Origin of the sequence: Desulfovibrio sp. (assembly GCF_047607245.1) — a bacterium.
Taxonomy (GTDB): Bacteria; Desulfobacterota; Desulfovibrionia; order Desulfovibrionales; family Desulfovibrionaceae; genus Desulfovibrio.
Genome location: NZ_JASGDK010000096.1, coordinates 32,372 through 45,430 on the forward strand (window position 1 = coordinate 32,372; position 13,059 = coordinate 45,430).

At 55.8% G+C, this 13,059-nt stretch carries 13 protein-coding genes; 12 read left to right on the forward strand and 1 reads right to left on the reverse strand.

Features of this window, described 5'->3' with window-relative positions; genetic code table 11:
- Positions 1-55: 55 nt before the first annotated feature.
- The 4 genes from QM579_RS07820 (at position 56) to QM579_RS07835 (ending at position 6,003) form a co-directional block, all read left to right on the forward strand.
- Entirely contained in the window at positions 56-916 is an 861-nt protein-coding gene (locus tag QM579_RS07820) for a MerR family transcriptional regulator (RefSeq protein WP_414998606.1), read from the forward strand.
- Positions 917-993: 77 nt separating this feature from the next.
- Positions 994-1,929 carry a DUF4037 domain-containing protein gene (locus QM579_RS07825; RefSeq protein WP_414998607.1) on the forward strand — a complete coding sequence of 312 codons (936 nt, stop codon included), beginning with the start codon at positions 994-996 and terminating at the stop codon, positions 1,927-1,929.
- A gap of 341 nt (positions 1,930-2,270) precedes the next feature.
- Positions 2,271-3,686, forward strand: a complete 1,416-nt coding sequence (locus QM579_RS07830) for a DUF4125 family protein (RefSeq protein WP_414998608.1) — start codon at positions 2,271-2,273, stop codon at positions 3,684-3,686.
- Between the two features lie 502 nt (positions 3,687-4,188).
- Positions 4,189-6,003, forward strand: coding sequence for a KUP/HAK/KT family potassium transporter (locus tag QM579_RS07835; RefSeq protein ID WP_414998609.1), 1,815 nt, complete (start codon positions 4,189-4,191; stop codon positions 6,001-6,003).
- A gap of 307 nt (positions 6,004-6,310) precedes the next feature.
- Here the strand turns inward: QM579_RS07835 and QM579_RS07840 are convergent, their stop codons facing one another.
- Complete coding sequence (locus QM579_RS07840; protein WP_414998610.1) at positions 6,311-6,607, reverse strand: hypothetical protein; 297 nt, start codon at positions 6,605-6,607, stop codon at positions 6,311-6,313.
- A gap of 248 nt (positions 6,608-6,855) precedes the next feature.
- Between QM579_RS07840 and QM579_RS07845 the strand changes: the two genes are divergently transcribed.
- From QM579_RS07845 to QM579_RS07880, 8 genes are all read left to right on the forward strand, one after another.
- Positions 6,856-7,170 carry a DUF883 family protein gene (locus QM579_RS07845; protein ID WP_414998611.1) on the forward strand — a complete coding sequence of 105 codons (315 nt, stop codon included), beginning with the start codon at positions 6,856-6,858 and terminating at the stop codon, positions 7,168-7,170.
- Positions 7,171-7,178: 8 nt separating this feature from the next.
- Entirely contained in the window at positions 7,179-7,463 is a 285-nt protein-coding gene (locus QM579_RS07850; protein ID WP_414998612.1) for a phage holin family protein, read from the forward strand.
- A complete protein-coding gene (locus tag QM579_RS07855) occupies positions 7,427-7,804 on the forward strand; it encodes a hypothetical protein (RefSeq protein WP_414998613.1) in 378 nt (125 codons plus the stop codon). The genes QM579_RS07850 and QM579_RS07855 overlap by 37 nt, the downstream gene beginning before the upstream one ends.
- Before the next feature lie 125 nt (positions 7,805-7,929).
- A complete protein-coding gene (locus QM579_RS07860; protein ID WP_414998614.1) occupies positions 7,930-8,970 on the forward strand; it encodes a mechanosensitive ion channel family protein in 1,041 nt (346 codons plus the stop codon).
- Positions 8,971-9,157: 187 nt separating this feature from the next.
- The gene (locus tag QM579_RS07865; RefSeq protein WP_414998615.1) at positions 9,158-9,949 is read left to right on the forward strand and encodes a type III pantothenate kinase; all 792 of its coding nucleotides are present in this window, start codon (positions 9,158-9,160) and stop codon (positions 9,947-9,949) included.
- 207 nt (positions 9,950-10,156) lie between these two features.
- Positions 10,157-11,455: a phosphopyruvate hydratase gene (gene eno, locus QM579_RS07870; RefSeq protein ID WP_414998616.1), complete on the forward strand. Its 1,299-nt coding sequence runs from the start codon at positions 10,157-10,159 to the stop codon at positions 11,453-11,455.
- 382 nt (positions 11,456-11,837) lie between these two features.
- Complete coding sequence (gene folD / locus QM579_RS07875) at positions 11,838-12,695, forward strand: bifunctional methylenetetrahydrofolate dehydrogenase/methenyltetrahydrofolate cyclohydrolase FolD (RefSeq protein ID WP_414998617.1); 858 nt, start codon at positions 11,838-11,840, stop codon at positions 12,693-12,695.
- Positions 12,696-12,925: 230 nt separating this feature from the next.
- A partial coding sequence (locus QM579_RS07880) for a DUF805 domain-containing protein (RefSeq protein ID WP_414998618.1) occupies positions 12,926-13,059 on the forward strand: 134 nt, incomplete at its 3' end.

Genomic DNA, 13,059 nt, shown 5'->3' on the forward strand with positions numbered 1-13,059 from the left:
GCTGTTATGAATCAGGCCCTTCCACTAGCCTATACAGGAAGTTTCGGGTGATGCCATGACAAAACGAGGCTATTCAATCAGCCAGATGAGCGAGGCCTCCAAGATATCAAAGAAGGCCTTGCGCTTTTATGACGATCTTGGACTCATTTCGTCCAAAAGGCACGGAACAAACAACTACCGTTATTATACGCAGGAAGACCTGCTGGCCGTGCCTCCCTTGAAATACTACAAGCAGATGGGGTTTCATCTGGGCGAAATTCGGGCGGCTTTCGAGGTGGGAAGCAATACTTCTCTCACAGCGCTGCGCGAAATGTTTATGGAAAAGATTGGCGCGCTTCGTGAAGAAGAAAAGGTGCTGCACCTGCGGCTTACATCGGTGAGCGACTGGCTTGGCCTGTTGCATGAAGCCGAGATGGTGCTTGAAAACAGCCTGCAAAGCGTGTCGGTGAAGTATATTCAGCCAGCGCGGCTGCTTTTTCAGGACCAGATTTTTAATCTGGACATAAAATCGGCCATCATCAACATGGAATTTACCAATTATGTTGAAGCGGTAGGGAATAATATCACCGGACCTGTCATCATCTGCTTTTCTTCCATTGAAGACCGCATAAAAGACGTGGAACAGCAGATGCAGATACTGCAAAAGAATATTTTTCCGTGCTCGCAGGAGCAGACCAGGGATTTTGGCGGTTTTCTGGCGGCCAGCTGCTATCATATCGGCCCGCACGAAACGATCAGGGATACCTACAGGAAGATTCAGCGCTGGTGCACCGCCAACAACTATATTTGCGATAAAAACGTGTATGAGCGCTATGTCACCGATTTCTGGACGACCAGCCATGAAGACCTTTTTGTTACCGAGGTTATTGCAAAAGTCAGCCGCCCGGGCAGCGTTCGCGTAATTCCGGGGCCATAGCATCGTCTGCCAAGGCAGAAACAAGACAACGCGCGGCGGAAAGAATGCTCACCGTCGCCCATATCCGGAGATCCGCCATGCAGGGACTTGCTCTGGCCCGCGCTTTTTACAACGACTGTCGCCCCATTCTGTGGCGCGAAATGCCCGATGTCATGTCACGCGCCGCCGTGGGGCTTGTGGGTGAAGGGTCTGAATGCTTTGGCTGCGACGATGCCGCTTCGCGTGACCACGATTTCGGCCCGGCCTTCTGCCTGTGGCTGCCCCGTGAGGAACTGCGCCAACATGCGGCCCGCATTGAATCAGTTATTGGCATGCTCCCGCAGCGGTTTGACGGTCTTGAAAGCAGGCTTGTTCCAGAGCGCCGCCTAGGCCGTGTGGGGCCGCTGCCTCTGGAGGACTTTTACGGATTCTTCACCGGCCTGCCCCACCTTCCCGGCACCTGGCAGGAATGGCTTGCCATTCCTGAATACCAGCTGGCTGCCTGCACCAATGGCGAGGTTTTTGAAGACGCCGCAGGAGACTTCACACGCTGGCGTGAAGTCTTGCAGGGTTGTTACCCGAAGGATGTTCGCCTGAAAAAAATGGCAGCCCGCTGCATGGTTATGGCTCAGGCAGGGCAGTACAATCTGCCCCGGTGCCTCCAGCGCGGCGACGGGCTGGCAGCCATGCTGTGCGCTGCCCGTTTTGCCGAGGCTGCGCTTTCTATGGTTTATTTGTGCAACGGGCGCTACATGCCATTCTACAAGTGGGCAGGCCGCCTTGTCGCCTCCCTGCCTGTGCTTGGCGCGGAAACTGCACGCACTTTGTCGGCTTTGGCCGGGCAGCCATTACGCGGCGCTGAAGATATGGAAGCCGCCCACATGGCCGAATCCCTTTGCGCTCAAGTGGCCCGGCACTTGCGCAGCGAAGGTCTGAGCGACGACCCCGGCGACTGGCTGTGGGCTCATGGGCCGCAGCTCATACGGCGCGTTGAAGAACCGCAGTTGCGGCAAATGGATATGCTGCAAGGCTAGGGAAACACTGATTAAAGCGCCTTCTGGAAACGCGCAGTTATTTTGTTTGGCAAGGCGTGATCTTTTTTTGAAGCAGGAGTGGGATCTTCCGTCCTCGACTGTTTCAAAAAAAGTGAAGCAACGCCGCCAAACGGAATAAACCAGCGTTTCCCTAGAAACAGATCATCGGGGCTGGCAGTAAATAAGGATGCCGGGCAGCGGGAACTTTGAAAAAACGCCCCGCGCGAACCCGTTGTGACGGATGTTGATTTCTGGCGCAGAGCGGTCCGTCAGTAGCGGCAACAATTATCTGCCAGCAAAACGGCGTGTACTCTGCCATAAAATGTGTGAAGAGGGCTGACATGAACGCTAACGGACACTGGAACGAAGAACTGCAGGCCGCGCTGGATCTGCTGGCGCAAGGCCGCCCCGAAGACTGCACAGCCAAATTGCGCACCCTGCTGCGGTCTTGCGATAATGCCCCCCTGTGCCGGGCTATGGCTCTGGAAGGGTTGGCGCGTGCCCTTTTTGCGCAGCGTCAGGCTGCCGAGGCTGTGGCTGCCCTTGAAGAAAGCCTTGCCTTGCTTGGCGTTGCTGCCGGGCCTTCCTCGCCGTTGACTCTGGGCGTTATGCAGAATCTGGCCCACATCCGGCTGGAGCTGGGAGATTTTGAAGGAAGCGCCGCACTGGGGCAGGATGCCGTTAAAGCGTGCGAAGCCGCCTTTGGCGCACAGTCGCCGCGTGTCGCCAGTGCCTTGCTGCATCTTTCCGCCGCCTACTATCGCAAGAAGGACTGGAACACGGCAGAGCAGTGCCTGCTGCGCGCCAGAAGCATCTGGGAAGAATGCGCCCGCACCTCTGGTGTGCCTGATCAGCAGATGGGGACATGCCTGAATAATCTGGGCCGCCTGTATGAAGAATGCGGGCAGCTCGACAGGGGCATCGCCCTGCACCGCAAAGCAGTGGCTCTGCGGCAGGACGTTTTGGGCGACCACGAAGATACGGCCTTTTCGCTGGGCAATCTGGGCGTGGCCCTGGCCTCGGCAGGCCAGTGGGACGAGGGCGCACGCACGCTGGAGGCTGCCGTAGCCTGCTACGAACGTGTGGGCAAGGGAGCCAGCCGCGAGGCTGAAAGTTACAGGCAAAATCTCGATCTTTGCCGCCGTGCCCTGCATGAGCAGAGCGCCCGGCCAGTAGTGGAACACACGGCAGACGTTCAGGATGCGCGTGATGGCCTGCTGGCCGAGATCATTGAACGGGAGCTTGTCATGTTTCTGGCAACGCCCAATGAAGGCGGAACCGCCTCCTGCCAGCAGCAACCCGACAGTTTCAGGATCATGCGGCGTATGGCGCACGAACCCCTGAGCCGGGCGACGCTTGTTTCCTATCTGGAAGACCTGCGCCGTGCCGAATCTGAAGGCCGTAACTTCATGATCGAAAAATACGCCCGCATGGACAACCGTTTGCCCCCTCTGGGCGACAGCCCCCTGCTGGACGAAATTGCCAATGCTGAAACCGTCTTTATGCGTGAAGCCTCAGCCCTGTACCCGCATGTGATTGTTTCCGATGGCAGCGGAGCCTTCAAAAATTACCTGCGTTGCGAACTGGAGACACTGTCTCCCGCTACTCTTGAGCTGTACGCGCAGGATCTGGACAGGGCCAGGCGAGAAGGGCGCAATGCGGCGATGGAGCGCTATGCCTGCCTGGCCCGCCTGCTAGGCAAGGGCAGCCTTGAAAATTTTGAAAAGTCTGCGGCGCATGCCGCCGCAAGCCGGTGATCTCTGGCCGCTGGAAACTTTGCCGCCGCTACCTGAAAGCAGCGTTGAGGTTTTTGTCCCCAACTATTAGGTAAACAATAAGCCGTGTTCTTGCAGAAGAACACGGCTTTTCATTTTTCTATCTGTGCCATGCTGCAACGCATGCTGCTGTACAATGTCTGCCATGTCTGGTTTCCACAAGAATTTGCGAATAATTCCTCACGGCTGTCTCACATCTGAAATGTTCTGGCGGCAGGCTGTGCAAGGCACAGACTGGTTGCTGCGGCAGAAAAGACGCGCAGCGCGATGGAAAAGCGTGGGACACGCAATAGGTGCGCTGCACCCTGCGGGGCGAGTAAAGGCTCTGCAGAGCGTTCATGCCCATACCGCAGGAGTATGTGTTTTAGACATGCTTGCCTTGCCTGCAACTGACCAATATTTCAAAATTTTCCGCACTATTTCTTCACGTCTTGCCAGACGTGTTGCTCTGCTATAGTGTCCGCTTTGCTTAGTGGAGGCTTCAATGGATATGCAAAAAATTTCTCCGGCCAGTGTCGTCAAGTCTCTTGGACTTGTTTTCGGCGACATCGGGACAAGTCCCATTTACACCCTGGCCGTTATTTTTTTGATGACAGAAAAGACGGAGGCCAATTTTATAGGCATCCTTTCATTGATCATCTGGACTCTTATGCTGCTCGTTACTGTCGAGTATGCCTGGCTGGCTATGAGCCTGAGCAAGGGGGGCGAGGGCGGCACCATTGTGCTGCTTTCCATTTTGCGTCCCATGCTGCGGTCTGGAAAAAAAATAGGCGTGGCTTCGGTGCTGGCCTTTATTGGCGTTTCACTGCTGGTGGGCGACGGCGTCATCACGCCTGCCATCACCACACTGTCGGCGGTAGAGGGGCTGGTGTTGCTTCCAGGTATGGAAGACACTCCGCAATGGGCGCTGGTGTCTCTGGCTCTGTTGGTAGCCGTATTTCTTTTTTCTGTGCAAAAAAAGGGCAGCAGCAAGCTTTCCGCCCTGTTCGGCCCTGTCATGCTCGTATGGTTCGGGGCCCTGGCCTGTTCCGGGCTGGCGGCGATCAGTGAGGCTCCCGCAGTATTGAAGGCCATCAACCCCTGGTATGGCATTGAATTCATGCAGCGCAACGGGTTGGCCGGATTCTTTGTACTGTCAGAAGTCATTTTGTGCGCCACTGGCGGCGAAGCCCTGTACGCCGATATGGGGCATATGGGACGCAAACCCATTCTGGCCGCCTGGGGACTGGTTTTCACGGCGTTGATTCTTTCCTATATGGGGCAGACGGCCTATCTCATTCATCACCCTGATACCAACAACGTCCTGTTTGAAATGATTCGCAGCCAGTCCGGCTGGCTGTACGCGCCCTTTCTGGTGCTAAGCCTGCTGGCGACCATCATTGCGTCCCAGTCTCTTATCAGCGGGATCTTTTCCATCATGTATCAGTGCATGGCTACGCACGTCATGCCTCTGTTCAAGGTGGACTATACCTCAAAAGAAATGCATTCGCAGATATACATAGCCTCTGTGAACTGGGCGCTTTTTGTGGCTGTGAGTCTGGTGATCATCGGTTTTCAGGAATCACACAAACTTGCGGCCGCCTATGGTCTGGCCGTTACCGGCACAATGACCATCACGGGTATTCTTATGGTCTGGATTTTCCACCTGAGAAAGCGCCCCTGGCTATGCGCCGCTGCAGCGGGCATCTGTGTGCTGGACGTAATTTATCTTGTGGCCAACTTCTACAAACTGCCCCACGGCGGCTACTGGTCGCTGGTCATCGCTATGATTCCTCTTGCCGTCATTCTCATTTACACGCAGGGGCAGAAGGCCGTGTACCAGCGCATGCTGCCCATGAACAGGCAGGACTTCATTGAAGAGTTCACAAAGCAGAAAAAAGAAGGCCATACCATCAAGGGCACGGCCATATTCTTTCTGCGCAGCTTGGACAGCGTATCGCCGTATATCTGCAAGACCATGTTTGATAACGGCATTATTTATGAGAACAATGTCATGCTGAGTATCTCGCGCACGTACGAGCCTCTTGGGCTTGAGTGCCACTTTGAGGACTCGCCTATTGAAGGCATACAGATGTTTACGGTTACGGCGGGCTATATGGAAGTTGTGGATGTAGACGCCATTCTTGGCGAGGCGGGCATCAAGTCGCGCGCCATTTTCTACGGAGTGGAGGACATTCTGACCCGCTCGCCCCTGTGGAAAATCTACGCAGTCATCAAAAAACTGGCTCCCCCCTTCGTGCAGTTTTATAAGCTGCCGTTGCAGTCTGTGCACGGGGTCATCAGCCGAATCGTTCTGTAGACCGTGCTGTCCCGAGGGTCTTTTGAGTTGTTCTTGTGTTGAACGTTCCTTTTACTCTGGGGCGAACAGCCTACTCTGGTCGGGCAGCATAAAAAGCGCACACACTGCATAAAAGGTTTGTTCTTACAGATACAGCGTTGACGTTCATCTTGTACTGACATTGCCCGAGAGACCGCCCGAAAGTACCGTTTATCAAGGGCGCGTCGGTGCTGCGTTTGACGCAACGCCGTCAAACGGAAAGAAATCAGCATTTCCAGGAGGCTCTTTAATCAGTGCTTCCTTAGTGAACTGTTCCTGTTGCCTGAGCTTATTGGGCAGCAGGAGCAGTTTTATTTGTGGTGCCGCTGGTGGTCGCATCGGGCTGGGTTTGTTCCGCGCCTTCCGGTTGAGCAGGACCTGTCTGGGGTGCCGAAGTTGTCGTGTCGGGCGTAGTTGTCTGAGGCGCCGGGGATGCCGGGGCGGGCGCAGTTTCCGTCTGGGCAGGCGGGGTTGTATTGGGGGCTTGGGCGGCGCGTTGTTCCAGCATTATCTGCACCAGAAGTGTAGCAATAAAGACAATGACGGAAAGCAGAATGGCAATGGCAATTTTTTTCTTATCATGCATGAGCAACCTCGCCGCTGTTTTGTATATTGCCTGATATTGTTATATAAATATATCGCTGTGTAAAGTATGGGAGACCGAAAAAACGGCTGCCTGTCCGGCTTTATGCGGCCTGATTTCGGCTGCGCCCTGTGCAGTATCTGGCCGTTGCGACCTGGGTACTATTAGGATAGAAAAAATAAAGCGGCAGTAGATGGTGAAAAGCCCGAATGGCCGCATAAGCGCGGGCCCTGTGCCCGAAAGGAGATGCTATGACCGTCAAAAACGAAGAAAATATTGATGTTCTGAAGGACGAAGTGCAAGCTCTGCGCAAACAGATGGAAAGCCTTGCCAAGGCCGTGGAGAAAAACGCTTCCGGCAAAGCCGCGGCTATGACCGCCGGGCTGGAAGAAGAGATAGACAAGTATCAGAAAATGGCGGCGGACAAACTGCAAAAAGCGCTGAACGCAGGCAGCGACGGCGTTGAAAACATCAGCGACCGCATACGCCAGAATCCTCTTGGTAGCTTGCTGCTGGCCTTTGGCGCTGGCTACGTCATTTCCCGTTTCTTCCGCCAGGACAGGTAATTTACGGCGTGAATGGCCTTACTGAAATAATTATCCGTTTCTTCGATCTGCTGGAAGCAGAAGGCCGGTTGTTGCAGCGCAACGCCCTGTCCACAGTGCGCATGGCTGTGCTGCTGGTGCTTGGCTTGATTTTCGGGGCTGTGGCCGTGTTTTTTCTGGTCGCAGCCCTGTATCAGGCTCTTGTGACGGTTCTGCATCCAGCCTGGGTTTTCTGCATTCTGGCCCTGGCATGTGCGGGTATAGCCGGAGGGTTGCTGTGGCTGTCGATTCCACGCAAGAAACAGGTTCCGTAGAGGACGCCAAGCGCCGTCTGCGCGAGGCCTCGGCGGGGTTTGACCCCTACGCCCTTGTGCGGTCGCGGCCGCTCTCCTGCACTGGCGGGGCCTTTTTGCTTGGCCTGGGCTGGAAATGGCTGCGGCCGGGGCGGGCTGTGTCTGGTCTGACGGCTCTTTCGCTGCAGGCCCTGGGCAAGGTGTTTGCCCAGAATATGGCGGTTCGCCTGAAGGACGGCCTGACCGGAGAGCGTCTGGCCGAAGAGCATTCGGATGGAGAGCGCCCGGCTGACACCGCCTCCGCCGTTGGGGATGGACAGGTTGGCACTGCCGGCAACGGCGCGTCAGTCCAGAACAGCTGACGCCTGAAATCGCCGTAGGCGGCGAACAAGGGGCAGTTGTTGCCTGGTGAATTGTTTGAAATGCTCCCTGAGGGAATTTCAAGTGCGAAATGCCTCAGATGCGGGGCAGAATTTGGAACAAGGGCATGGACGAAAAAGAAATTATTGCGCTTCTTACCGACAGGTATGCCATCGCGGCGGTTGTGGCTGTCATACTGTTCTACTTCACTGTCCGGGGAGAAAAGCGCAGCGCCAATATCGTGGTTCACCTTGCCCGTGTGTGTGCGGCGTGCGCTCTTGTTGTCGCCACAAGCCTCTGTGCCCGCGAACTTGCGGACAAACTCGGCATTACCGCCATTAATCCCAGATATATTGATGTTTTTCAGCGCGTCGCCATTATTCTGATCCTGATGCGCGAAGCTTTTTTGGGCATCAACCGTTTTTGCGATCATCTGGCGAAAACCAGTGGCGACGCCACGCTGGGGCGTATGGTGGCGCGTCTTCTCAAGGCGGGCATCTGCCTTTGCGCCATGCTGCTTTTCGGCGAATATCTTGGCATAAGCTTCGCGGGTTTGCTGACTTTTGGCGGTATCGGCGGCATTGCTATTGGTCTGGCGAGCAAAAATATTCTGGGCAACTTTTTTTCCGGCCTGATGCTGTATTTTGACCGTCCCTTTGACATCGGTGACTGGGTGAAATCCCCGGATCGCAAGGTTGAAGGCACTGTGGTGGAAATTGGCTGGCGCATGTGCAAGATCATGACATTCGAGCACTATCCGCTGTATGTGCCCAATGAGGTTTTTTCATCCATCTGCATTGAAAATGTGGGCCGCATATCCACCTACCGCATAAAATTGCAGGTAGGCCTGCGCTATGAGGACGCTGACAGGGTGCAGGCTGTTACCGAAGGTCTGGAAAAAATGCTGCAGCAAGAAGAGGGGATAGACAAGGGACAGACGATTCTGGTCTGCTTTAACGAATTTGCCGATTCTTCGCTGAATATTATGGTGTACTGCTACGCCCAGACGGCGAACTGGAATCTCTTCATGCAGATCCAGCACCGCGTGTATTTGAAGATTATTGAAGTAGTGCACGGTCTTGGGGCTGATTTCGCCTTTCCCACGCGCACGCTTTATCTTGAAAAAGATGACGACACTCCATCACCGGGCGCTGCCGCGCAGGCGTAATTTTCAAACTGCCTGGGGTCGTTATTCCAGAACCCTCAGAGTTCAAGCCTGCGCGTACTTCGCTTTAAGGTCCGGGACGCTGCGTGAAAGGTTTGTGCGCGTCTGCCCATGCCTTGCGTAGCGTGGGCTAATTGGGCATAATCATTGGGGTGACCCATTCCAGCTCAGACCTTCGCGGAGGTGCCCGATGCAGCCCGAACTTCTGCTTTTTGATATAGGCAATACGTCTATTAAAGTCGGCCTTGCGCATGAGCGGCAAGTGCTGACCTCATATACATTGCGCACTGATGTGGGGCAAACGGCGGATGATCTCGGTCTCAGCCTGATTTCCCTTCTCGGGCATGCGGGCATTGTGCCGCATACTATCAAGGCCTGTGTAGCCTCATCGGTGGTGCCGGGATTTGATCCCTTGCTGCGTGAGGCCGTGGCCCGATATGTGGACTGCCCCTTGCTCCGTGTGGGCATGGACCTGCCAGTTCCTCTTGAAAACCGTTATGAACGCCCCGGCGAAGTGGGTGCCGACAGGCTGGTGGGGGCCTATGCGGCGCGCCGCCTGTGCCCCGAAGCGCCCGGCCTGCTGGTGGTGGACTTCGGCACGGCTGTGACCATTGACTGCGTCAACGGCGATGCCTACATGGGCGGGCTGATTTTTCCCGGCCCGCGCACTGCGCTGAGCGCGCTTTCGCGTGAGGCCGCCAAACTGCCCAGAGTCAATCTGGATGTGCGTGCCGACGAGCCCACGCCGGGGCGCAACACAACCACCAGCATACAGCACGGACTGGTTTTTGGGTTCGCCTGTATGGTGGAAGGGCTGACGCAGCGGCTGAAAAGGCAGTTGCCTGGCCCGGTAAAAGTGCTGGGCACTGGTGGGTTTGCCGCTTCCATTGCCAGGGTGAGCCCGGTTTTTGACCAGGTGTTACCCGCCTTGCTGCTTGAGGGTTTGCGGCGGCTGTACTATGAAGAGCGCACGGCGCTCTAGAGTAGACTAACTTTGAAATGCCTTGCATTTCAAAGTTGTCATCCTGCCGAAAAATGCGATTTTTGGCAGAATCCACGCCGCGTTGCGGCGCGCTGCATTCTTGTGCAGCAGACGGCTCGGCCGCCTGGTTCCTGGTGAAGTGACAGCGCTTTTTTGCGCCATAGATTATAGAAAGAAAACAAGCCCAAGAGGGCAAAGGAGCCACACATGAGCAGCATTGCCTCGGTTTTTGGCCGTGAAATTCTGGATTCGCGCGGCAACCCCACCGTCGAGGTGGAAGTGACCCTGGAATCCGGGCTCAGAGCGCGGGCCGCCGTTCCTTCCGGGGCTTCCACCGGCAGCCGCGAAGCTCTTGAAATGCGCGATGGTGACAAAGCACGTTATTGTGGCAAAGGCGTCACCAAGGCCGTGGACCATGTGAACGGCGAAATCGCCGATGCCCTGCTGGGTATGGATGTGCTGCGCCAGGTGCAGATTGACAACACCCTTATCGATCTGGACGGCACGGACAACAAGTCCCGTCTGGGCGCCAACGCCATGCTGGGCGTGTCAATGGCTTGCGCCAGAGTGGCAGCTTCCTTTTTGGGCCTGCCGCTGTACAAGTATCTTGGCGGCATCAACGCCAAGGTGCTGCCCGCACCCATGATGAACATCATCAATGGCGGCGCGCATGCCCCCAACAATCTGGATATTCAGGAATTCATGATCATGCCCGTTGGGGCTATGACCTTCCGCGATTCCCTGCGCATCGGCACGGAAATTTTCCACACACTGCAGGGCATTCTCAAGAATGACGGGCATGTCACCAGCGTGGGCGACGAAGGCGGCTTTGCCCCCAACCTCAAGAATCACGACGAAGCCTTTACCTACATCATCAAGGCCATTGAAGAAGCTGGCTACAATCCCGGCACCGAAGTGGCCCTGGCTATTGATGTGGCCTCCAGCGAGTTTTACAAGGACGGCAAATACGTTTTGGCCGGTGAAGGCAAGACCTTCAACAATGCCGAAATGAGCGAATGGCTGGCCGAGTTTACCCGTAAGTATCCCCTTATCTCCATCGAAGACGGCATGGCCGAAGGCGATTGGGACGGCTGGGGCATGCTGACCGCCAGCCTGGGCGACCATGTGCAGCTGGTGGGCGACGACGTCTTTGTGACCAACCCTTCCATTCTGGCTGAAGGCATTGCCGAGGGCGTGGCCAACTCCATTCTCATCAAGCTCAACCAGATCGGTACCGTAACCGAAACCTTGGACACCATTGAAATGGCCAAGGAAGCGGCTTACACCACCGTGATTTCGCACCGCTCCGGCGAAACGGAAGACAGTTTCATTGCCGACCTGGCCGTGGGCGTCAATTCCGGCCAGATCAAGACCGGTTCCCTGTGCCGTTCCGAGCGTATGGCCAAGTATAACCAGCTGCTGCGTATTGAAGAAGAACTGGGCGACGACGCCGAATTCTTCGGTCCCATGCTGGCGGAATACTATTCCCTCGGCACGGAAGACTAAGGAAACGCTGATTTATTCCGTTTGGCGGCGTTGCTCCCCTTTTTTTGAAAAAGTCGAGGACGGAAGAGTCCACTCCTGCTTCAAAAAAAGATCGCGCCTTGCCAAGCGAAATCACTACGCGTTTCCAGGAGGCTCTTTAATCAGTGCTTCCCTAAGTTTCGGGCAGATATAAAAATTCAGAGCCCGTGGCCGCTAAAATGGACACGGGCTCTGAATTTTTTTGCTGCACCGGGCGGGTTTAATTGGGGGCAGCGTGCAGCAACAAAATGTGGTGCGCCGCTTGAGCTTGAACGCCGGGCAGTCTATACTGGCAACATTGCGTGACAAAAAGATATTGGCCGTTCGCGTGCCTGCGGACGGTAATAAAGATATGGAGCAAGCAATGATAGTGATTGACGGCAAGAAGACTGCGCTGGATATCCGCGCTGAACTGGCTGCCGAAGTGAGCGCGGCCACGGCCAAGGGCCGCCGTGCTCCTGGCCTGGCGGTTATTCTGGTTGGTGAAGATCCTGCATCACAGGTGTATGTGCGCAATAAGGAAAAGGGCTGCGTCGAGGCAGGAATAGCCTCATTTGCCTATCGGCTGCCCGCAGATACCAAACAGCAGGACCTGCTGAAACTTATTGAAGAGTGTAATGCCCGCCCCGATGTGGACGGCATTTTGCTGCAACTGCCCCTGCCCAAGGGCCTGGACGCCCAGGCCTGCCTGCTGGCCATTGACCCGGCCAAGGATGTGGACGGATTTCACCCAGAAAACGTGGGGCGGCTTTCCCTTGGCCTGCCGGGCTTCGTGTCCTGCACGCCTGCCGGGGTTATGGAACTTTTGCGGCGTTACAATCTGCCCACCCGGGGCAAGAAAGCCGTTGTGGTGGGGCGGTCAGACATTGTGGGCAAGCCCCTGGCCCTGTTGCTGACCCGCTCCGGCGAATTTGGCGATGCCACAGTCACCATTTGCCATTCACGTACCCCTGATCTGGCGGCGGAATGCCGCAGCGCGGATTTTCTCTTTCTTGCCATCGGCAGGCCCCGTTTCATTACGGGCGATATGGTGCGCCAAGGCGCGGTGGTCATTGATGTGGGCATCAACCGTACCCCCGAGGGTCTGTGCGGCGATGCGGACTATGAAAGCGTGAGCGCCAAGGCTTCTGCCATCACTCCGGTTCCCGGCGGCGTGGGGCCAATGACCATTGCCATGCTGCTTATGAATACAGTGCAGTCCTGGCGGCAGCGCACGGCGTAAACGGCATCGTCACAAGCGGTTTTGCAGGTGTTTTTCGTCGCACGTCATTTTTTATCCCGGTCGAGTGCCACAAGAAAACTCTCGCCGTATAAAAGCATGTTCCTGCAAGTACAAGACGGAAACGCATCTTGCAACCGCACTGTTTGGAATATTTGTCTGAGGCACTTTTTTTGCCCCGGTTGTCGTGGGCATTGACCACTTGGCCCGCCGCAAGGCAGCAAGGAGCACGCATGGACTTCAAAACCGCGGTAAGAACTTGTCTGTTTCAAAAATACTGCAACTTCAGTGGCCGTGCACAGCGGTCAGAGTTCTGGTGGTTCGTGCTCTTCGGCGCCATCGTCAATTCGTGCCTGGGGCTTTTCAC